This window comes from Sulfuricurvum sp. MLSB, assembly GCF_000747095.1.
Taxonomy (GTDB): Bacteria; Campylobacterota; Campylobacteria; order Campylobacterales; family Sulfurimonadaceae; genus Sulfuricurvum.
The window spans coordinates 1-22143 of sequence record NZ_JQGL01000145.1; the positions used below are offsets into that span (position 1 = coordinate 1).

Sequence of the window (22143 nt, forward strand, 5' to 3'; positions counted from 1 at the left end):
GCAACACTTCATTGATTTTCGTCATCTTCCCCTTTGTGGGAAGTCTTTTTTTAAAAACTGCGTTACCAATCAGATAGAGTTGCTGAAATTGAACCCTTTTTCCAAAAAGAGGCTGAGACACGCATCGACGACGTTTGCGTCGTATTCTATTCCGCGGCTTTTTCTGATCTCGTCCAGCGTCAGCTCGATTCCCATACCGGGGCGATAAGGGCGGTGGGAGGACATCGCTTCAACCATATCGGCTACGCTGATGATTTTCGATTCAAGCAGTATCTGATCGCCGGATAACCCCTGAGGGTAGCCTGAGCCGTCCAGACGTTCATGATGCTGCAAGATGATGTCGGCAATCGGCCAGGGGAATTTGACCTCTTTGAGGATGTTATATCCCTCTTGCGGATGGGTCTGGATGAGGAGGTACTCGATATCGCTAAGTCTGCTGGGCTTGGACAGAATTTCTGCGGGTATGTGGATTTTTCCAAGATCGTGGATGATGGCGGCGAAGTGAATCCCCTGTATCCGCTCTTCGGCGAGACCCATTTCCCGTGCGATCGCCGTGGAGAGTTCCGCGACGCGGCGTTGATGACCCGCAGTGTAGGGATCGCGCGCTTCCAAGGTAGCCGCAATCGTTTGGACCGATTGTTCCAGACTTTGACGCAGGAGCGTTTCGTGCCGTTCGTGCTCGGCACGGGTACGCAGGTTCATGATGCCGTAGGCCAGATCGTTTGTGAGTTCTTCGAGAAGAGAGACTTCTTCGGTATCAAAGGTCTCTTTTTGGGAGGAGTAGATGCTGAGCGTACCGAATGTATGCTTATTGTCGGAGAGGGGGAGGGCGATGTGGGATGCGTATCCTTCCGAAAGTGACGATTCTTTCCATGGAGCATAGGCTTCTTCGGCGGCGATATCCCGGCAAATCTGCGTCTTTGCCGTCCGTATCGCCCGTGCGACCGGAAGCTGTCCCGTTTCGTTATCGTCCCAGCTAAAGTGCAGATTGGAGCAGGAATGCTCTTCTTTGCCGCTCCATGCGATGGGGATGATGCTTTTTTCCGGATCGTTTTGAGCGTAACAGACCGCTGCGAGGTCGTAGCCCCCTTTTTGGACGATGATATCCGTGATGGTTTGGAGCAATACGTTTTCATCTGTTGCCCGTACAAGAGCAAGATTGCCCGCCGAGAGGGTTTTAAGGGCACGGTTGGCGCGGCGGAGGGAATCTTCGGCTTCTTTGCGCTCGGTGATGTCTTTGATTACCCCTTCATACGAGAGCAGCTGAGCGTTCACATCCTTGAACAAGATGATCGTATCGCTCACCCAACGCAATACGCCGTCTTTACGAATGATGCGATGTTCGATGGGCGGGACGTCTTTTCCTTGAAGAACCTGATCCAGACGTTGTATGACCATATCACGATCTTCCGGTACGATCATCAGCAGCCAAAGCTCACTGTTGGCATAAAACTCTTCCGCTTCGTACCCCGTGACCGCGATGCAGGCGGGGCTTTGGCGGGTTTCGACGGCGGTTCCGTTTTCAATGCGCACCGTATATTGATAATCGGTGAGTTCGGCTGTTATCCGTTTATAGCGTGCTTCGCTGTCTCGTAGGGCCTGTTCGGCCATATTGCGTTCGGTGACGTCCCAAACCATCGAGATCATGAACCGTTTGTCGGGCATCGGTATGTTTTGGGCGGAAATGAATCGTGTTTCTTCTCCTTTTTTGACGATCGGAATATCAAGCCATTTCATCCGTTCATAATCGCCGCTTGCCAGATCCTCCAAAACCCGTTTTTTTATTTCCTCTCTGAATGTGGGGTCTTCGTAAACGTTTTCCCAAAAAGCATCGGGCGTGCCCAGCCGTTCACGGGTTGTTCGATACATTTTCGGGAAATTGTCGTTCATATAGGTGAAGGCCACCTCCGGCTCGATGGAATTCACGGCAATTCCAAAAGGAAGATTGTCCAAAACGGCTTTGGTAAACGTTTCATTTTCCCACAGTTTTGCTTCGTTTTGTTTTTGGAGAGTGATATCTTCGAGGATGTGAATCGAATAGAGATATTCGCCCCGATCATCTGTCGTGACATAAGCGCGTGAACGAAAAACGGCATCGCCGATACGGATTTCTTCTTCCTCTTCTTTATCGGCAGAGTTTTGCAGTATGTTCACACACTGGGATAACGGAGCATCGGCTTTAGGAAAGAGCTCATAGTAGGGACGGCCGATAATCTCTTCGAAAGGGAGCCCCGTAAGACGTTGATAGGCACGATTGCAGCGCAGTATGCGGAATTGTTTGTCGTGCATAAAGATGGGATCGTCCACTATGTCCAGCGCACCCATCCATTCGCGGTGTGCATCCCGGATGCTCTGTTCTATCGATTTTTCCATCAACCCTACTCCGTCCTCTCACGTCGAGATCAATCACACGCCCTTTTTGAACCATTATACCATTATTTTTAACACTGTTGCACGATGAATACCGTGTTGTCATAGCCATACGAAGAAAAGAATCTTGATTTCGTTTTGATGCGATCGGCTATACAATTTCTTCCAACAGTCCCAAAACGGAGTTCGCCGTATGCAGTTGCATGATAATGTCTGGATAGTCATTTTTGAATCGCTTTTTTTGTTTGCCTTGATTATCGTCTTTTTTGTCAAACTTGCTAAAATGTTGCATAAATGACATTTCTATACCCATACCGTCACTATCTCGTATCATTTGCCCTTTTGCTGATCATCAGCATTATCGGAGAGCTGTTCAGCGGATGGCTCGGGCTTATGAATATCGCGCTGATTTATCTCCTGCCCGTATTGGTGATCGCCCTAAGAGGAGATAGACACGCGACGACCGTGGTGACAGCCATTTCCGTCATTGTATTCGATCTGCTGTACGTACCGCCGCGTTACAGCCTTGACGTACATGATCTGGCGTATGTATGGAGTTTTGTGATCTTTTTTGTGGTGGGGTATACGATCACCTATCAGGCCAAACGGATTCAGGCCAATGCCATCAAAGAGATTTTACTCAATACCCTTTCGCACGATCTTAAAACGCCTCTTTCGTCGATTCAGGGAAATACGGCATTGCTGTTGAGGGAGAAAAACATCGACGAGCATACGCAGCGGGAAGTTCTGATACAAATCAGCGACTCCACGCATCGCATGAACCGCCTTATAGCGAATCTTCTCGACAGTGCAAGGCTCAAAGATAACCGGGAAATTCTCCGAAAGGAGTGGTGCGATTTTGAGGATCTCATCGGCGTTGCGATTCAAGAATTCCGTCATGACCGGGTGATGCACCGGATCGACGTAGAGATTTCCCCCGATATGCCTCTGTTTTGGGGAGATGGCGGGTTATTGGTTCGGTTGTTCGTCAATTTGCTTGATAATGCACTGAAATACTCTTCTCCCGATAAACCGATTTGCGTGGTGATGACGTCAATGCCGACAAAAACGGTTATACTGGTTTGCAACGACAGCGAGCCGATTAAAAAGGCCGATCTCAAAAACATGTTTGACAAGTTTTATCGTTTGGAAAATACCGCCGACATCGTCGGAAGCGGCGTTGGTCTATCGATCTGCAAGGATATCGTGATTGCTCATGAGGGCGAGATAGAAGCCTACAATACCGATCACGGCATTTGCGTCGAAGTCGTTCTCCCTGCGCCCAAAGTGCCTGCGCGAACCTTGCGGGAAGAATGATGAAGACCAAAGACCTAATTTTAATTATCGAAGACGATGAAGCGATCAGCAGGATGCTCAGCCTCTTTTTGGATCAGCAAGGTTACAAGATTATCGTTGCCGGCGATATGAAAAGCGCGATACGCGAGCTTCAGACGCAGAGTCCCGAAATCGTGCTGCTGGATTTGGGGCTTCCCGGCGGAGACGGAAAAACACTCATCAAATCGATACGCACTCAGCGCTCCACTCCGATCATCGTGCTCTCCGCCCGTCACGAAGAAAAAGAGATCATCGCCTCGCTTGAGCTGGGGGCGGACGATTATATGACCAAGCCGTTTTCGACGTACGAACTTCTGGCACGGATCCGTTCGGCGCAGAGACGTTTTATGGGGCTTCAGCCTTCCAGCAATATTTTGCAGTGCCATGAACTGGTGATGGATACCGCGCAGCATACGGTTGCCAAAAACGGGGAGTTTCTGAAACTCACCCCGACTGAATTTGGCCTGCTGAAATATTTCATGCTTCACCAAAATCAGGTTCTGACTCACATCCGGCTGCTCAAAGAGGTATGGGGCGTGGGATATCAGCAGGAGATGCAGTATCTGCGCACCTACATCAATTCCCTTCGTAAGAAGATCGAACACGATTCCACCCGCCCCGCATACATTCTGACGGAACTTGGGGTAGGATATCGTTTCGGCTGCGGCGATGATTTCGATTCAAAGGAGTGATCATACATACGCATGAAATGAAACTGATCGTTTACAGCTTTCTGGGGCTAATCGCCTTCGGCGTACTGCTCTTGATGATGCCGTTCGCCCATAACGGGGAGCTTCGATTGATAGACGCCCTTTTTACCTCGACGTCGGCGGTATGCGTGACGGGACTGATCGTCAAAGATACTCCCGTCGACTTTACCCCGTTCGGGCACGTCGTCATTATGCTGCTGATCCAGATTGGGGGGCTTGGCTACATGACGGCCGTGACGTTTTTGGCCATTATGCGACGGCAGAAGATCGGGCATCGCGACCGCCTGATTTTGCAAGAATCGCTTAATCATCCGGGGATGGACGGATTGGTGCGGTTTTTGAAAATCGTATTCGCATCGATCATCATCATCGAAGTAATCGGGATGATAGTACTCACCCTTCGTTTTTGGGCTGATATGCCGCTGGAGAGGGCGGCATGGTTTGGGATATTCCATGCCGTTTCGGCATTTAACAATGCGGGTTTTTCGCTTTTCAGCGATAACTTGATGGGCTATCGAGGCGACATCATCATCAATCTGACAATCCCGATTTTGATTATTCTCGGAGGGCTTGGGTATCTGGTTTTGACGGAACTCTACCACTATCGCAAACACGATATCGTCCGCCTCTCTACGCATACGAAGATCGTTTTGTACATGAGTGCCGTTTTAATCGTTCTGGGGATGTTTTTGTTGCTCTCGCTCGAATGGAACAGGGCGTTTGATGCGATGCTCTGGCATGAGAAAATCATGGCGGCATGGTTCGCGTCGGTCAACTACCGTACCGCCGGATTCAACACGATCGACCTTTCGACGCTAAGTGACGCGAATCTCTTTTTCTCCACTTTTTTTATGATGATCGGGGGAGCACCCGGAGGTACGGCCGGAGGGATCAAAATCACGGCGGTAGCCCTTGCCATGATCGGGATGTGGTATACGCTCCGGGGCGATACGCACGCCCATATTTTCCGACGGTCGATATCTGCGTACCAGATTAATAAAGCGTATGCGATCATTTTGGTCGCATCGGTCTACGTTGTTTTTTCTACCGTATTGCTCAGTGAGATCGAGCGATTGCCGTTTTTGCGCACGCTGTTTGAAGCGTGTTCGGCATTCGGAACGGTGGGACTTTCTACCGGAAACGGCGGGGTATTGAGCTACAGCGCGCTATTTAGCGACTGGGGAAAAACCAATATTATTGTCCTGATGTTAATGGGACGTATCGGCGTGTTTGCCTTTACGGTCGTCATCGTCGGAAAAGCGGTTGAAAGCCGCATCAAATATGCAGAAGGGAAGGTTGTTTTATGAATAACAGTTTCGCCGTTATCGGTTTGGGAAAATTCGGTTTTCATGTTGCCAAAGGGCTTGCACAGCAGGGGCTTAGCGTTATCGCCGTCGATCAGGACGAAGAGCAGATACGGGAGATCAACGAATTCGTGCAGGATGCCATCGTACTTGATTCGACCGATATCCGCGCACTTCGCGAAGCAGGGATCGGCAACGTCGATGTCGCGGTGGTGAGCATCGGTGAAAATATCGAAGCCAGTATCCTGACGGTTATGGCGCTTAAAGAGCTGGGAGTAGAAACAGTCATTGCCAAAGCAATCACAGCCGTACACGGCCAGATCCTATCGAAACTCGGCGCCGCCAAAGTGATCTATCCCGAAATGGAATCGGCCAAAAAGATCGTGAAAAAAATGGTCAAAAACATGCAATACGAGACGATTGACCTCTCGATCACGATGAAGATTGCCAAACTCACCGTCCCTTCGTTCTGGATCGGAACGTCGATCCTTTCGCCGGTATTTGAAAACGAATACGAAGTCAAACCGATCGCCTACAAGCATCAGGGGATATGGTACACCTCGTTCGAAAAAGACGACATTCTGGAAAAAGACGATCTTCTGGTCGTTTTGGGCAACAGCGCGCATATCGAAGCACTCAGTAAAAAAATTTAAAATAATCTGATATAACTAAACAAAATAGTTTAGAGATTCGACAGTTTATTCGTGTAGGATGGTGTTATTAAAGGAGTTCTTATGGCTCTGATGAAAAATATGACGATCGTCCGACGCACTATCATCTGGCTAACGGCTATATCCGTAGTATGGTTTGCCGTACTCGCTTTTGTCGTTTTGGAAGTCAGGGAAAGGGTGCGTCAGGACGGATTAATCGCCATCCAAAATGCCTTGCAGGACAAAACCGAAGCGATTGAGCGGTATGTCGCGGGACAGCACACTTCCTTGAATGATTTGTCGTATCTTTTTGATTTTGCGGCGCTGCACGATCCGATTTTCAATCGAAGTTTTTGGGAAAAACCTCCACATCAGTTGGACAAAAATATGGCCGTTTTTGCCAAGGAAAACGGTTTTTACGATATTTTTCTGATAACGACGAAAGGTGACATCGTTTACAGCGTCAAGCAAGAAAACGATCTGCACACGAATCTCCTCCGCGGTCCGTATAGAGAGAGCGATTTGGCCCGAGTCTTCAAAAACGCTCTTAACGATGGGTCTCCTTACATTTCCGATTTCCACTATTATCCTCCCAGTAACGATTATGCCGCTTTTATGGCCAAACCGATCGTCGTGAACGGGAAAATTGCGGGGATAGCGGCGGTACAGATCGATAACCGCAGTATCCATTCGGTTATCAACGATTATCGCAAACTGGGAGAGACGGGAGAAGTAGTCGCAACCGTGTTCCGGGAGGGACAATGGATCGCGATGGCTCCGGCCAGACATTCGGGCTTTAAAGCGTATCAGGTGATGCAAGAACCGACATGTTTTCCGATCGATGAAGTTTTTCAGGGACATAAAGGTCAGTGTTATGCCCAGAACCGCTCAGAACAAAGCGTTGCTGTTGCATGGGCTTATATTAAAGAACTTAGATGGGTGATCGCGGTCAGTATTCATGAGCAGGAGCTTTTGAGCGACTGGCATAAACTGATGACATCGCTGATAGTGCTGTTTTTCAACGGTGTCTTTATTATCGGATTTATGGTCGTGATGGCGTTTCGCTCGTTTTCCGGACCGATTCAGGAACTGAGCCATAAAGCCGAACTCATCAGCGAAGGGGCTTACGACATCGACATCAATGCGTCTAAGTACGATCAAGAATGGCAGACTCTCATCCGCGGATTCAAGAATATGTCGCATGAAATCAAGCGCAAAATCGCACTGCTGAATGAACAGTACGCATTGCTCTCAGTCCAGAAAAACGAAATCGAAGCACTGAACCAAAACCTCGAAGAGAGGATTGCGGCCAAGGCCGAAACGCTTCAAAAATACATTGACATCGTCGACCAGTATGTCATCACCTCCCAAACCGACGCGGCAGGGATCATTACGCACGTTTCCGAAGCATTTTGCAAAGTCACCGGCTATTCGAAAGAGGAATTGATCGGAAAAAATCATCGCGTCGTCCGCCATCCCGATATGGGCGATGACGTGTTTGCCGATTTATGGAAGACGATTACGGCCGGAAAAGTGTGGAGAGGCGAAATCAAAAACCGTAAATCCGACGGAAGCCATTATTGGGTCGATACGACGATTTTCCCGAACTTTGAAAACGGAGAGATCACCGGCTATACGGCGATACGCTACGACATCACCAATCAAAAAATCATTGAAGAGATGGCCATCACCGATCCGATGACAGGACTTTACAACCGGCGTCATTACGTCAAAACGGTTCAGGAAGAGATCAACCGCGCCAAACGGCACCGTTACACGCTGGCCTTTATGATGATCGATGTGGACAATTTCAAACTCTACAACGACACCTACGGTCACCAGGCAGGCGATGAAGTCCTGAACCGCGTCGCCGAAATTTTGAAAGACTATACGTCGCGGGGTGGAGAATGTTCGTTCCGCCTGGGAGGCGAGGAATTTGCCGTTTTGGTCGGAAACCTTCGGACATCCGAATACGTTGAGCTGGCGGAGCGCATTCGTAAAGATGTCGAAGCACTGAAGATTGAGCATGTCAACAACAATGCGGCATCGTACGTTACGATTTCGATCGGTATCGCGCTGTGGAATCCGGAGGCGGCTATCACGTATGAAGAGCTGTACAAGAGAGCCGATAAGCAGCTGTATCTAGCAAAAGAAAAAGGGCGTAACCGGATATCGATTTTTACCGAGTAGAATGGGATATGCAAAGTGTTTCATACGTAATTATTTCGGAGGAAAATTATGGAACACCATGTTGTTATTGAGAAACTCTGCAGCTGTGCCAAAAAAGAGGGATTAAGACAGATAACTACCTATGAGGAAAAAGAGGCGGCTCAGGAAGCGGCCCAAACTCAGCTGGCCTATATGCAGGGGCGATTTTGCGGAAAACATGAGTTTCAGCTTGTCGAAGTCGATGATCACTACGTGATAGGTATGGCAAGCGGATGCGGGTGTAGCGGGGAATAACCGCCTGTCTAGGCCGATTTGTTTTTTAGCGCTTCTTCGAGCGCTTCGGCATGCATCGGGCGATAGTAAAGGTATCCCTGGGCTTCGTTACAGCCGTGTTCTACGAGATATCGTGCCTGCTCGAGCGTTTCGACTCCTTCGGCGATCAGTTCAAGATTGAGATTTGTGGCCATGGCTATGATCGTCCGTGTAAGCTGCTTGTCGTCATGATCATCGGGAACCCCCTGAATAAACGACTGATCGATTTTGAGTTTGTCCAGAGGGAGCCGTTTGAGATAAGAGAGCGACGAATGTCCGGTCCCGAAATCATCAATTGCAATGCTGATGCCCAGCGCTTTGAGCTGGAGCAGCTTTGTGATGGCTTCTTCGGGATTTTTCATGATCTGCGTTTCGGTGATTTCAAACTGCAGCTGGTCGGTATTGATGCCGCTTTCGGCAATGGCAGTGCTCACCACATCGAGAAAATCGTTGTGTCTCAATTGCAATATTGAAAGATTGAGGGAAAGTTTTCCGGTTTGATAGCCGGCTTTGCTCCATGCGGCGAACTGGTTCATGGCCGTGCGCATGACCCACCGGTCGATATCAATGATGAGTCCGGTTTCTTCGGCAATCGGGATGAATTTATCCGGCGGGATCATCCCTGTGTCGGGATGCTTCCATCGAATCAGCGCTTCCATTCCGACGATCGTATCGGTACGCATATCGACCTGCGCTTGATAATAAACAATGAATTCTTCATTTTGGATCGCGCTGTGCAGCTGGTTTTGCAGATTCATCCGCTCGTACGCCTGCTGCGTCATGTTTTCGGTATAAAAGCTGTAGGTATTGCGTCCTTCCTCTTTGGCTTTGTACATCGCCGCATCGGCATTTTTGAGCAAAGTGTCGGTGGTCGTTCCGTTTTGAGGATAGAGGGCGATCCCGATGCTGGTTGAGACAAAAAAACGGAACTGTTCGATGTACATGGTCTCTTTGAACCGTCGCATGATCTCATTGATCGTATCGATAACGATTGTTTCATTGGGAATATCGTCAATCAAAATAGCGTATTCATCACCCCCGAAACGGGCGACGGTATCGCTTTCTCTCAACGTTTTCAAGAGCAGTGAGGCGACCTTTTTCAGTAGCTCGTCCCCCATTTTATGTCCGAGGGAATCGTTGACTTCTTTGAAATGATCCAAATCCAGAAAAAGAACCGCGACGATTTCGTTATTGCGCTGGGCGCGTTTGAGAGCGTATTCGAGGCGGTCGAGGAACAACAGGCGGTTCGGCAACCCGGTCAGCATGTCGTGTTCGGCAAGATGCCGCAGATTTTCGGAGCGTTCGTCGAATGCCTGCGCCAGAACTTCGAGTTCGTCGTCACTCCCAAGCGGAGCGCAGGAGGTATAATCGCTCCCCTTCGATTCGGTGACGCGGCGATAGAGCTCAACGATCGGCTGTGTGATGGTATTGGCAAGCATTACAGAAATGATCAGTCCGATAAGGATAAACAAAATCCCGATGGAGAGCAGCGGGATCAGGGCATTGGTCACCGGAGCCGTATACGCTGATTCAAGCAGTCCCAACTCCAGTGCCAGCTCCAGTTCGGAGAGGTATGGGGTCTTGCTCATCGGTTCAAGTATGACGTAACGATAGTCGGAAGAACGCGAATCGGGGTATTCGTACACAAGTTGATTGCCTGTATGGAGCCGCAGCGATGAGGGAAGATCATTGGGAACGGTGCTTTTCCCGATCGCCTGCGTATCGAAAACGACGATAAGTGCCCCCTGCGTAGTCGAATAGTACTCGATTGGAACCGTTACGACGATATGATGGGTAGTGTCCTGAAGATAGAGGCTGGTTTCGCGCAATTCCAGGGCAGAACGCAGTTTCGGCGAAGTATCGTAATGGGGGATGTCTTCTTGCGTCTGAAAGATCGGTCTGCCGTCATAATCCACGACGCTTAACGATACGACGTCTTTTCCTTCCATAAAGTTTTTGGCAAGAGTTTGCAGATAGGTTTGCCGCCCCGCTTCATCCAGAAGGGCATTGACAAAGAGCTCGTTATGCGCCAGAACTTCGCTGTTTTCGATCAGGTATCGGACACGGTGCTCCAAACGCTGCTGGGCATCGTGAGCGCTGTTTTGCAGGAGTATTTCCATTTGCCCCGTCATTTGGCGGTACATCAAAATGGTGACGATAACCGTGATAAAGAGCATCGCCAGCGTTAGTAGACCCGAAACACGGAGAATAACCTTGCCTTTGATGCTTTTGGAAAAAGGAAGTTTTATGATGGATTTTGAAAGCAAAACAGGCATCTCCTTATCGCGGCTTCGGATTGGATACAATGAATCCGTCAGGGTGATAACGGGCTATTTGGTAATTCTCCGGTGAAAGGCCGTCGTGACGTTCAGGGGTGAACGGCGGAGCATATCGGCGTATGACGCCCTCATAGGGTTCCAGACGTTCCAGCGCGTTTCGGACGGCATAACGATCGGTGGTGCCGGCTTTTTTGACGGCGCGTGCCAGCAGATGCACCGTATCATAGGACTGGGCGACTCCGGACGGCGCTTTGATGGTATTTAGGGAGGATACGCCGTAACGGTCAAGATACCGTCGGCCCAAAGCGTCTTTCTTCGGTGTCGGCGATGTCAGGAAAGAAAACGTTTGGAAAAACTGTAGGTCGACCCGTTTGCGGGATTCTTCCGTTGCATCAAAAAAACGGTTGGCCGTGATTCCCCAGTGAGCAACGACAGGAAGCGGTGATTTCGATTCGGAGAGGGTATTGATGATTTTGGCAGCTTCATCGGAAGCGGCGATCATCAAGATCGAATCGGCACCTGAACGGACGATACGGTCGATCTCCGGTTTGAAATTTTGCTGCCCGATATTAAATGCGACGGCATCGCTCAAAGAGCGGCCTTTGTTGGCCGAAACCTGCTTCATTCGGCTCATGGCTCCACGGCCCCAGATGGTGTTTTCATAGATGATGGCGGGAGAGCGATAATGCTGCAAGAGATAGTTTCCCATGAAAGCAACCGCATCCCGGTCATTGGCCGATACGCGAAAAACGAAGTCGTTTGCAGGGTTTGTCAGCTCTGCGGCCGCAGCCCAGGGAATCAGATAGGGGATACCGGACGATTGCGCCTGAGCGATTGCGGTCGCGCTCACGCCGCTTCGTACACCGCCGATGATAGCAACAACATCGGAGCGTTCGGCGAAGAGTTTGACGTTGGCTGCTCCTTTACTGGCAATACCACGGTCGTCTTTGGCGATCAGGACGAGCGGTTTTCCCAAAACGCCACCGTTCGCGTTGATCTCTTCGATGGCCAGTTCCGCTCCGCGTTTGATAGCCAGCCCGCCGATTTTTGAATCCATCGACAGATCGGCATTGAGGCCGATGACGATTTGTTGTTTGCTTTCGGGTGAGGGGCCGTATTTAATGAGAAGCAGTTCTTGCGTCGTGGAGAGGACGTGCGATCCGATCACTTCTTCAAACCGGGGGATGATATGGGCCGTTTTGTCTCTCAGTTCGGCGTGTGCTGTTTCACTCAGAGTATGGATCTGCATGCCGCTTTGACGCATTGTATCCAGCAGCTTTGCTTCGCGTTTGCGGGTTTGTTCGCGTTCAAAAGCGGTCAGATCGCGTGCGCTGCGATACAGCAAGTCCTGTAAATCGGGTGGGAGAGATTTGAACGTGTGCGCACTGATGCTGAAAACATACCCCATATAGCCGTGCGAGCTTAGGGTCAGATGCTTCTGGACTTCATGGATGCCCATGCTCTTGATCGCGATCAGAGGATTTTCCTGCCCTTCGACTACACCGTCGCTCAGTGCTTTGCGGGTCTCATGAAAATCGATCAGGTAGGTTTTGGCTCCGAGTGCGTCAAACTGAGCTTGGATCAGCCTGCTTTTCATGATGCGGAATTTTTTTCCTTTGAAATCGTCGGCACGGAGCAGCGGGGTGTTGGCGGTAAAATGTTTAAACCCGTTTTCCCAGAACGTGACACCGATCAGATCGATTTGTTTGAGTCCGTTCAGCAGCAGCTGTCCGGGCTCCCCGTCAAGCATCGCATAGAGGTCTTCGCGCTGCGGAAAGAAAAAAGGAAGATCGACGTACTGCATCGACGGCATTGCCGCACTGATTTTGGCTGTCGGCGTTAAAACGATGTCCAGATCGCCGCGTCGCGCCATTTCGAGCATTTGATGGTCGTTTCCGAGCTTTTGATTGGGAAAAACGGTGATTCGGACGCGACCTTTGCTTTTTTCCTCCACCGTTTTGGCATAGAGTGCCGCCGCTTCATGCATGGCGCTGTCTTGGGGCATATTGTGTCCGAACCGCAGATTCCATCTGTGTTCTTCGGATTGGGCAGATTGATCGGGTTTAATCGTTACGTCCGGAGAATCGGGCAAAAACGCCAATAATAGAATCAGTCCGACGAGGACTGCCACGGCGGCAGCGGATAGACGCCCCATATATGCTCCCTGTTTCGCGTAGGCGGGTTTTACAAACGGTCATTATTATAGCGCATTCCCCGCTTGGGATTCATGGAAATCATCCAAGATACGGTATTATTTACGAATGAAAAAATTGTTTGCCCTTTTTTCTGTTGCACTCATCCTTTCGGGAACTCCTGAATTCAACCTCGCCAAACCGTTTTTGGACAAAATCGAAAAAGAGTACGGCATATATGCTAAACGGCGTGCCGTTGCACTCGTTCAGATGATGAACGAAGCGCGGGAACTTGATGAAATAAGCAAACTCGAGAAGGTGAACGATTTTTTCAACCAAACTCCGTATGCATCGGATAAATCTGTCTGGGGAACAAGCGATTATTGGGCGACACGATTAGAGTTTATCGGAAAAGACAAAGGCGACTGCGAAGATTTTGTCATCGCGAAATTTTTTACCCTCAAAGAACTCGGCGTACCGTCGTCAAAACTTTATATGACCTATGCCAAATCGCTGCGCTACAATGCCGCACATCTGGTTTTAACGTATTATGAGACCCCAAAATCGACCCCTTTAGTTCTGGACAACTATAATTACAAGATTTTCCCTGCAACGCAGCGCAGAGATCTGATCCCGATTTACAGTTTCAGGGGAGACGAACTGTTCAAAGCCAAGCAGGCTCAAATCGGGAAAATAATCCCTGCATCCACCCGGCAGGAACGCCAGTGGGACGAACTGGTCATCACACAGCGAAAGGAATAGTTATGAAGTTATTTAATCAGTTGGTGATCATGCTGAGTATCTTTACCGGAATACTCGTATCCTCCATTATGGTGCTGAACTTTAAAAGTGCGACCGAATTTGCCCAAAACCAGCTTTATACCGATTCGGTCAACACGGCCCATTGGCTTGGGTTGTCCTTGTCGATGATCCCGAACCGCTCCGATGTCGCCACGATGGAAGCAATGATAAACGCCATTTTCGACAGCGGCTATTATGAGCGGATTGCTTTGATTGATGTCGACGGAAACGAAATCTATGTGCGGGAAAACAAACTTCAGGTCCATGAAGTGCCGCAATGGTTTATCAACACGGTGACGATTACCAACGAAACAATGTCCAGCGACATTATGATCGAATGGAGCCGATTCGGATCTTTGGAAGTGCGCGGTCATACCGGACATGCGTATCGGCAGCTCTACATGGCGATGATGGACCTGATCAAAACGTTTGCGCTTATCAGTGTCGCCGGATTTATCGTCTTGTATATACTTCTATCAATCAGTCTCAACGCGCTTGAGCGTATCCGTAAGCAGGCGGAAGCGGTGATCGACAATGAGTTCATTATCGAAGAAAAACTTCCTTTCACGAGCGAGTTTCGCTCCGTGATGAACGCAATGAATGCGATGGTTGCCAAAGTCAAGGATATTTTTGACCGCGAAAATGAAACTCTGCGCCATTATCAGGAACTCCTCTATAAAGATACCGAAACCAAGCTGTACAACCGCCGTTATCTGGTTGCCAAACTCCCCGATTATCTGCATGCCGATACGGTACTTTCTTCCGGCGTCTATGCGATGTTCAGCTTCGAAGGGCTGGACCGATTTAAAAAAGAGTACGGGTACGAAACCTACAGCCGTTTCATGAGCGGGTTTGTCGATAATCTGGATGAAGCTTTCGTCACGTTTAACCATGCCCTGATCGCACGTCTGAACGAGAATGATTTTATGGTAGTCGTCCCTTCATCGCTTTTGCTTGATATCGGGAAACAAACTGAAAAAGTGATGCTTCAAATACGCCAAAGTATCGAAAATGTGGACAAAAAACTCACAAATCAGATTGTCGTAGGTTGCAGTGTCGGGAACTATACCGCAAGTGACACATTGAAAACACTTTTTTCCAGAGCCGATCATGCGGTGACACAGGCCAAGGCGGAGGAAAACTTTTTTACCAACATCGATCAGACGGATGACGATACGCTTGTTTTGGGGCGCGAAGAATGGCGCAACGAGTTGTTGGAAAGTATGGAAGACGGGCGGTTGCTTCTGGGATTTCAGCCGGTCGTCGAATCGCTAAACGGCCAGATACGTGTTTTGCATGAAGAAGTATTATTACGGTTGCTGGACAAAGCGGGCAAAATCCATACAGGAGGATATTTTCTTCCGATTGCGGCAAGTTTGGGGCTGGCGGATACAATCGACCGTTATATGATTTACACTGTCCTTGAACGACTCAAAGAGCAAACCGATCCCGTTCCGCTGGCGCTCAATCTCAGCTGCGATTTTGTGAAACAACAGTCAAACCGCGATTGGCTTTTCGAACGGCTGGATATATTTCATCGACGGAAAAAAACGGTTTTGCGCTTTGAAGTGACCAATACGGTAGCGATCAATGAATCCGGGGCGGTTCAAATGCTGGCTACGATGCTCAAATCGTTCGGCTATCGGTTCGGAATCGATCATTTCGTATTGCCGGAAAGCGGGGCGGATTATTTGCAATCGATACGTCCGGACTACATCCGTTCAAACGCTACATATCTGGAAGATATGCTTTATGATACGGATACGGGCAATGCCAGAGGAAGCCTGAACAACCTGGTTCAAAGTCTTGGAATTTCAATAATAGCGATGAATATCGAAGAAGAACAGCAGGTCGATGAACTCAAAGCGCTAGGCATCACGCGATTTCAGGGAACCTACATCGCTCCGGTAGAACTGCACGAATAAGAGCGACCGTAACTGGTACCAAAGTACACTGTACAGAGCTTTTCGAACAGGTTATGATATAACCAGAAAATAAGTGAAAAGGTCTGTCATGTCGGAAATGATTGTAGGGTATGTCACTGAACAAACAGGTCTCGTAAACGTTACGCATTCGGATGGTTCCAGCGAGGCGCTATTGAGTTATACCGCGGTACGGGCCAACGACATAATACATACTGCCGAGAACAGTACGTTGGTTATTGTACTGGATAACGGTAACACGCTTCGTATCGGTCCGAATCAGACGCTAGTCCTCGATGCCGCTGTTTTCGAGCAGACGATTTCAGCAGACGAAGTTGAAGCCGAGAAGGCGGCAATACAAAAACTTTTGGCTTCCGATGATGAAGTGCAGGGTGAAGGTGAAACCGCGGCCGGGGAAGGGACCATAAGCTCGTCGATGACAGCGGGAAGTTTTACGGAACATGGTGAAAATCTTGGTTTCGCATGGGCCGAAACATTGCCGACGCGGCTTGAGCAAAACGTATTGCCTCAAACGGACGATACGACGCTTCTGCTTCAGAGTGAAGCGGCAACGACTGTCACCAGTTCTACGAGTTCCGATACGACAGCTCCGAACGTGACTATGAATAATCTGACGACCAATGACCGAACACCTGAACTGACTGGAACAGTGGATGATCCGACAGCGACAATAACGGTAATTATCGGAGGAGTTGAATACGCAGCGAACAATAACGGCGACGGGACATGGACACTTCCTGATAATACCGTAGCGCAATTGCCGGCTGACGGAATAACGGATATTACGGTCGTTGCAACGGATCCCGCGGGTAACGAAGGTACCGATAGCGGTACCGTTATTACCGACAGCAAAACACCGACGGTGACCATTACCGAAGATGCGAACAATAACGGTATCCTGAGCAGCGGTGAGCTGAGCGGGAATGTGGACGTGAGCGTAGCGATCCCGGCCGGAGCGGTCGTGGGCGACACGATTCGCGTGAGCGACGGTACGACGACGACGGATATCGTCTTAACCCAGCCGCAGATCGATAGCGGGAACGTCACCACCTCTTTCGCCTCACCGGGCGAGGGGAATACGATCACCGTGACGTCGGTCCTTATTGATCAAAACGGCAACACGTCCCTCACCGGCAGCGACAGCGCGACGGTGGATACCTTGGGCGCAACTTTGGATATTACGGCATCAGATACCAATCTTTCTGCCGGCGAAAGTACGACAATAACATTTCAGTTTAGCGAAGATGTACTCGGTTTCGATTCCGATGATGTAACCGTAGTCGGCGGGACTCTGACGAATTTTACACTGGTTGATAACAATACCTGGACGGCCACTTTTACCCAAAGCGGTACGGATACTCCGATCATTAGTGTTGCGAACGGTACGTTTACCGATTTATACGGAAACAACGGCACCGGGGATAGTCTTACGCTCAACCGTAATCCGGTAGCAACCGACGATACGGCTTCCGTCAACGAAGATGCGACGGTTGCCGGTAATCTATTAAGTAACGACACCGATCCCGACACCGATCCGCGCACCGTCTCATCATTCCGTACCGGGAGTGAAGCGGGGTATGGCGATGAAGGGACTTTAGGGAGTGCTTACCGAGGCGTATACGGGACTTTGACGCTCAATTCAGATGGTAGTTACTCATATACGGCCGATCAAAGCGTTGCTGATAAACTGGCTACTGGTCAAACGGTTACGGATAATTTTACATATACGGTGAGTGATGGCAAAGGGGGAACCGATACCGCACAGCTTACCGTGACCGTAACGGGTACGAATGACGCTCCGATCGCCAATGCGACTCAAAGCGGTACATTGCTTGGACTGGTCGGTACTGATGTCGCGGATTTGCTTGATTTGAGCGGGAAACAGGGTATTGTCGTTTATGACGTCGACAATAATATTTCCTCCGTTACCTTGACATGGTCAGCATTAATAGCCGTTACACTCGGTGGAGACGATCCGTTTACCCTTTCGAGCAATCTGGCCGGCGAACTGGGGCTTCAAATCAGTGCGCCGACACGAACAGGCGTGTGGTTGCTGGGTAATCCTGCACTGCTGGCTACTTATTCGGTTACCATTACAAAAGCAGGGGGCGGGACAATCGATAATGGCTTGATTAACGAATTGCTGGGGACTTTCGAGTATCATCAATCGATTATTGATGCGGAAATATTAAATTCAACCTCCATCACGGTAACAGACAGTTCGGGCAGTTCTGCCAGCGCGGATTTTGCCGATCTGGCAAACGTCAATCTGTTAGGTTCGTCAAATGCGTCGATTATCGAAGGAAACGATACCTCTCAAACGCTGAACGGCACAGCCGATAATGATCGTCTGTACGGATACGGCGGCGATGATACAATCAATGCCTCAAGCGGAAATGACATATTGTACGGCGATGACGGCAACGACACGTTGAATGCCGGAGACGGAAATGACATGCTGATAGGAGGCATCGGGAATGATATATTATCCGGTGAGGCAGGCAATGATGTTCTTCATGGGGGCGCGGGGACCGACCAAATAAGCGGAGGCTCAGGAGCAGATAGATTGTATGCCGATACCGCCGATACGGTAGACGGGGGCTGGGACACAAGCGAAACGAATGACACCGCCGTTGACACGCTGATTATCGAAGGGAGCGGAACACTCAATTTTGACAATATCAGTCACATTGAAGCGATTGATTTAATCGATGCCGGTACCCAGACAATTCTCAATCTCACCGCGCAGGATGTGTTTGATACATCGGATACGAATGAACTGTACATTCGGGGCGGGGCGAACGACTATATTTCTATCGATGCGTCCTGGACACAAGGGGGCACGACTACCGTGGACGGCCATACGTATGATATTTATACCGGAACGGTAAGCGGTTCAACGGTAACGCTAAACGTCGAACAGGATATTTACGTCGATCCGAGCTGAGGGGCTATTTGAGCAGCATCGCCAACGAAAGGCGGTCGCTGACTCCGAGCTTTTCAAAAATGTGGGTGAGGTGGTTTTTTACCGTGCGTTCGGTAATGTCCAGGTGCACGGCGATCTCTTTGTTGGAACGTCCTTCGCAAACGAGCAGGGCCGCCTGCGCTTCCCGCTCCGTCAGTTTATTCAAAATCGTCGAGTGGTCCCGCGCGCCGGAGGTGACCTCTTTGATCATCTGCTGCATGAATTCGGGATAGAGCCAGACGTTACCGCTTTGGACGCTTTCGAGCGCCTGTATCAGATGTTCACCGTGGATATACGTATTGGCATAGCCTCGAATCCCCAGAGAGAGCAGCTTCGTCCCCTCTGTGTAAGAGGGGGTATCGCTGAGAACAACCGTTTTAAAATGGGGCGAGTATTGCAAGAGCATGACTGCCGATTCGGGATCACAGAGTATGACGGACGAATCCGGGATATGTTCGGGAACCGAAAGCATCGGACATTCGGGAAAGAGTTCGCGTACGCGTGAACGAAGATGGTTTTTGCCTGTAAACAACACCGTATTCATCGCTCTGTCAACGCTCCTTCCTTGGCTTTCATCAACGGTTTGATGATGTACTCCATGATGGTTTTTTTGCCGGTGACAATGTCAACGGTAGCGACCATACCGACCATAATATCAAATTTTTTACCTTTTCGCTGCAAATAGCTTTTATCGGTTTTGATCCGGACGAGGTAGAAGCTGTTTCCTTCATCATCAAGGATCGTATCGGCGCTGACGTGCGTTACCGTACCTTTAAGGCCGCCATAGACGGAGAAATCGTAAGCGGTGAATTTGACGTTTGCCATTTGTCCGGGATAGATGTAGGCGATGTCGGAAGGTTTGATTTTGGCTTCGATCAGCAGTTCATCATCAAGAGGTACGATCTCGACAATGTTCATCCCGGGCTGGACAACACCGTTGATTGTTTTAATAAACAGTTGTTTGACGATTCCTCTGACCGGGGAACGGACCAGTGTTCGGTTGACTCTGTCTTCAAGAGCTTGTTCCGATTCAGAAAGCCGCGACAATTCAGCCGTTACTTGGGTCTGTTCTTCTTTGGCTTTGGAACGGAATTCCAGACGGCTGTTTTCAATTTTATTTCTGGCTTCCGCAATCGCTGATCGTATTCGCGGGATGGAGAGAGTCACCGCATTGAGTTCCCCTTTGGTTGCAGTGGCTTGTCGCGAAAGCTGCAAAAACTCGACCTGGGATACGAGGCCGCTTTGTACGAGCGGACGCATGATTCTGACTTCTTCGGAAATCAGGTTATAGGCTGTTTTGAGTTCCTGCTCTTTGGCTTTCGCTTCGCGAAGCTCGTTTTCGCGCTGTGCGGCTTGTTCTTTGAGAATACTGATCTGTTGTTCGAGCTGGTTGCGATTAAGGTTATACAGGCTTTGTTCCTGTGAAATCGTATCAGACATATCCGCCTCATTCTTACCGTTGGCCTGAAACGGCTGTGCAGATGATTCGGCCTTCAGGCGGAGTGCTTTGGCCTTGAGCTCATGGTAACGAAGATGGCTCTCTTTGTAGGAGCTGGAAAAACTCGTGTCATCGATTTTGACCAGAATCTGCCCTTTTTCGACGCGTTGCCCTTCTTGTACGAGAATATCCGAAACGATCCCGCCCTCGAGGTTCTGAACGACCTGCACCTGTTTTGACGGAATCACTTTCCCGCTGCCGCGGGCCAGTTCATCAACGTGGGCAAAATTTGCCCAGATAATGAGCAGGGTGATGACGCCCAGAATAATCCACAGGATTGCTTTTGATTTGATCGGAGCTTTTTGCAACACCGCCGCGCTGAGCGATTCCATGTATTCGAGATCTTCTTCGGAGTGTATTTTTTGGCGTAAATTCATGCTTTACCCTTTTGAAGGGCTTGAAGAACCTTCTCTTTAGACCCGTCCATGAGGACTTTGCCATCATCGATCAGAATCAGCCGGTCGACAAGCTCCATCAGCGAACTTTTATGAGTGACGATGATCATCGTTGCATTTTTAGTCGCTTCCTGAAGTCGCGTGATCAGCATTTGTTCAGCGGTATTATCCAGTGAGTTGCTCGGCTCGTCCATTAAAACGATCGGTGTTTCTTCAATAAAGGCGCGTGCAATGGCAACTGACTGCTTTTGCCCCCCAGATAGTCCGTATCCTTGCTCCCCGATCGGCATATCGTACCCAAGCGGATGTCGGTTGACAAACTGATCCACCAAGCCGATATGCGCGGCGCGCAATATTTTTTCGTCACACGCATTCGGCTTTTTATAGACGATATTACTGCGCAGTGTACCCTGAAAGAGCGTCACTTCCTGTGCAACATAGGCAATATTCTTTCGCAGATCTGCCGGATCGATTTGGCGGATATCGATGTTGTCAATGATGACAGAGCCGCTGTCAGGACGGTAAAGATTGAGTATCAATTTTTCGATTGTCGTTTTACCCGATCCGTTGCGCCCGATGATGCCGACTTTTTCACCCGGGTTGATGGTGAAGGAAACCCCTTTTAATGTTGGATTGCTTTCGCCGGGATAGGTGAAGGTGACATCATTGAAAGTGATTTTTCCGTGAATGGCGGGAAGGTGTATAAAGCGCTTTTCATCAGGCCGTTCTACCGGTAACTTCATAATTTGATCGAGAGTGTCAAGAGCCGTTTTGGCTTCTTCGTAATTGACCAGCAGTGCGGCGACTTGTCCCATTGGTGCAATAGCGCGAGAAGTGAGGATGACAGCGGCAACGAGCCCTCCCATCGTCAGTTCCATATCGGTGATTTTATAGACGCCCATAATCAGAACGGCTACCGTGTTGATCTGTACCAAAAATGCCGAAACGGTTGTAATCGAATTGGAAAGAAAACGTGATTTCAGACCTTTTTCGGCGATATCCCCGGTTGTTTGCTCCCAATGAAACTGCGCGTGACCGCTTGCCCCCAAGGTCTTGATTGTTTCGATGTTGCTCAGTGCTTCGATGAGAACCGAGTTTTTGGTGCCGGCTGCCGCATAGGTGCTTTCGACGCTTCGCTGCAGAGGTTTGCGTACCGCAAGACTGTAGGCGAGGATCAAAGCGATTATGACAAGAGGCACAATGACGATGCTGCCTGCTATCAGATACGTAACGGTCAGAAAAATCACGACAAACGGAAGATCGATCAATGTACTGACGGT

General features: G+C 49.4%; 15 protein-coding genes. 9 read left to right on the forward strand and 6 right to left on the reverse strand.

The window, feature by feature from the left end; translation table 11 throughout:
• Positions 1 to 69: 69 nt before the first annotated feature.
• Positions 70 to 2373: an HD domain-containing phosphohydrolase gene (locus JU82_RS11145; RefSeq protein WP_294892922.1), complete on the reverse strand. Its 2304-nt coding sequence runs from the start codon at positions 2371 to 2373 to the stop codon at positions 70 to 72.
• Positions 2374 to 2664: 291 nt separating this feature from the next.
• Between JU82_RS11145 and JU82_RS11150 the strand changes: the two genes are divergently transcribed.
• The 6 genes from JU82_RS11150 (at position 2665) to JU82_RS11175 (ending at position 8832) form a co-directional block, all read left to right on the forward strand.
• Positions 2665 to 3687, forward strand: a complete 1023-nt coding sequence (locus tag JU82_RS11150) for a DUF4118 domain-containing protein (protein ID WP_037950738.1) — start codon at positions 2665 to 2667, stop codon at positions 3685 to 3687.
• The gene (locus tag JU82_RS11155) at positions 3687 to 4397 is read left to right on the forward strand and encodes a response regulator transcription factor (protein ID WP_037950739.1); all 711 of its coding nucleotides are present in this window, start codon (positions 3687 to 3689) and stop codon (positions 4395 to 4397) included. Before JU82_RS11150 ends, JU82_RS11155 begins: the two co-directional genes overlap by 1 nt.
• 17 nt (positions 4398 to 4414) lie before the next feature.
• Positions 4415 to 5722: a TrkH family potassium uptake protein gene (locus JU82_RS11160; protein ID WP_037950743.1), complete on the forward strand. Its 1308-nt coding sequence runs from the start codon at positions 4415 to 4417 to the stop codon at positions 5720 to 5722.
• On the forward strand, positions 5719 to 6372 hold the full coding sequence (locus JU82_RS11165) for a TrkA family potassium uptake protein (protein ID WP_037950746.1): 654 nt from the start codon (positions 5719 to 5721) through the stop codon (positions 6370 to 6372). The genes JU82_RS11160 and JU82_RS11165 overlap by 4 nt, the downstream gene beginning before the upstream one ends.
• A gap of 81 nt (positions 6373 to 6453) precedes the next feature.
• Entirely contained in the window at positions 6454 to 8559 is a 2106-nt protein-coding gene (locus JU82_RS12170; RefSeq protein WP_294892924.1) for a diguanylate cyclase, read from the forward strand.
• A 48-nt stretch (positions 8560 to 8607) separates the two neighbouring features.
• The gene (locus tag JU82_RS11175; RefSeq protein ID WP_037950749.1) at positions 8608 to 8832 is read left to right on the forward strand and encodes a hypothetical protein; all 225 of its coding nucleotides are present in this window, start codon (positions 8608 to 8610) and stop codon (positions 8830 to 8832) included.
• 8 nt (positions 8833 to 8840) lie between these two features.
• On the opposite strand, the gene JU82_RS12175 is transcribed toward JU82_RS11175, so the two are convergent.
• Together JU82_RS12175 and JU82_RS12180 are read right to left on the reverse strand one after the other, a co-directional pair.
• Positions 8841 to 11117, reverse strand: a complete 2277-nt coding sequence (locus tag JU82_RS12175; protein ID WP_294892927.1) for an EAL domain-containing protein — start codon at positions 11115 to 11117, stop codon at positions 8841 to 8843.
• A 13-nt stretch (positions 11118 to 11130) separates the two neighbouring features.
• The gene (locus JU82_RS12180; RefSeq protein ID WP_294892929.1) at positions 11131 to 13284 is read right to left on the reverse strand and encodes a DctP family TRAP transporter solute-binding subunit; all 2154 of its coding nucleotides are present in this window, start codon (positions 13282 to 13284) and stop codon (positions 11131 to 11133) included.
• Between the two features lie 106 nt (positions 13285 to 13390).
• Here JU82_RS12180 and JU82_RS11190 point away from each other — a divergent pair, with 106 nt between their 5' ends.
• The 3 genes from JU82_RS11190 to JU82_RS11200 all read left to right on the forward strand — a co-directional run bounded on the left by JU82_RS11190 (position 13391) and on the right by JU82_RS11200 (position 18952).
• Complete coding sequence (locus JU82_RS11190; protein ID WP_037950751.1) at positions 13391 to 14023, forward strand: transglutaminase-like cysteine peptidase; 633 nt, start codon at positions 13391 to 13393, stop codon at positions 14021 to 14023.
• A 2-nt stretch (positions 14024 to 14025) separates the two neighbouring features.
• Positions 14026 to 15987 (forward strand): EAL domain-containing protein, encoded by a 1962-nt coding sequence (locus tag JU82_RS11195; RefSeq protein WP_037950753.1) that lies wholly within the window; start codon positions 14026 to 14028, stop codon positions 15985 to 15987.
• Between the two features lie 88 nt (positions 15988 to 16075).
• Positions 16076 to 18952, forward strand: a complete 2877-nt coding sequence (locus tag JU82_RS11200; protein WP_037950755.1) for an Ig-like domain-containing protein — start codon at positions 16076 to 16078, stop codon at positions 18950 to 18952.
• Positions 18953 to 18956: 4 nt separating this feature from the next.
• Here JU82_RS11200 and JU82_RS11205 read toward each other — a convergent pair whose 3' ends face one another.
• From JU82_RS11205 to JU82_RS11215, 3 genes are all read right to left on the reverse strand, one after another.
• A complete protein-coding gene (locus JU82_RS11205; protein ID WP_294892932.1) occupies positions 18957 to 19514 on the reverse strand; it encodes a response regulator transcription factor in 558 nt (185 codons plus the stop codon).
• The gene (locus JU82_RS11210) at positions 19511 to 20845 is read right to left on the reverse strand and encodes an HlyD family type I secretion periplasmic adaptor subunit (protein ID WP_294892934.1); all 1335 of its coding nucleotides are present in this window, start codon (positions 20843 to 20845) and stop codon (positions 19511 to 19513) included. The genes JU82_RS11205 and JU82_RS11210 overlap by 4 nt, the downstream gene beginning before the upstream one ends.
• Positions 20842 to 22143, reverse strand: a 1302-nt coding sequence (locus JU82_RS11215; RefSeq protein ID WP_294892935.1) for an ATP-binding cassette domain-containing protein, incomplete at its 5' end; no start/stop codon positions are given. The genes JU82_RS11210 and JU82_RS11215, both read right to left, overlap by 4 nt.

What these genes read in the sequence shown, in the direction of transcription:
- JU82_RS11145 (WP_294892922.1), bottom strand. Translation starts at nt 2,373, where the DNA reads ATGGAAAAATCGATAGAACAGAGCATCCGGGATGCACACCGCGAATGG.
- JU82_RS11150 (WP_037950738.1), top strand. Translation starts at nt 2,665, where the DNA reads ATGACATTTCTATACCCATACCGTCACTATCTCGTATCATTTGCCCTT.
- JU82_RS11155 (WP_037950739.1), top strand. Translation starts at nt 3,687, where the DNA reads ATGAAGACCAAAGACCTAATTTTAATTATCGAAGACGATGAAGCGATC.
- JU82_RS11160 (WP_037950743.1), top strand. Translation starts at nt 4,415, where the DNA reads ATGAAACTGATCGTTTACAGCTTTCTGGGGCTAATCGCCTTCGGCGTA.
- JU82_RS11165 (WP_037950746.1), top strand. Translation starts at nt 5,719, where the DNA reads ATGAATAACAGTTTCGCCGTTATCGGTTTGGGAAAATTCGGTTTTCAT.
- JU82_RS12170 (WP_294892924.1), top strand. Translation starts at nt 6,454, where the DNA reads ATGGCTCTGATGAAAAATATGACGATCGTCCGACGCACTATCATCTGG.
- JU82_RS11175 (WP_037950749.1), top strand. Translation starts at nt 8,608, where the DNA reads ATGGAACACCATGTTGTTATTGAGAAACTCTGCAGCTGTGCCAAAAAA.
- JU82_RS12180 (WP_294892929.1), bottom strand. Translation starts at nt 13,284, where the DNA reads ATGGGGCGTCTATCCGCTGCCGCCGTGGCAGTCCTCGTCGGACTGATT.
- JU82_RS11190 (WP_037950751.1), top strand. Translation starts at nt 13,391, where the DNA reads ATGAAAAAATTGTTTGCCCTTTTTTCTGTTGCACTCATCCTTTCGGGA.
- JU82_RS11195 (WP_037950753.1), top strand. Translation starts at nt 14,026, where the DNA reads ATGAAGTTATTTAATCAGTTGGTGATCATGCTGAGTATCTTTACCGGA.
- JU82_RS11200 (WP_037950755.1), top strand. Translation starts at nt 16,076, where the DNA reads ATGTCGGAAATGATTGTAGGGTATGTCACTGAACAAACAGGTCTCGTA.
- JU82_RS11205 (WP_294892932.1), bottom strand. Translation starts at nt 19,514, where the DNA reads ATGAATACGGTGTTGTTTACAGGCAAAAACCATCTTCGTTCACGCGTA.
- JU82_RS11210 (WP_294892934.1), bottom strand. Translation starts at nt 20,845, where the DNA reads ATGAATTTACGCCAAAAAATACACTCCGAAGAAGATCTCGAATACATG.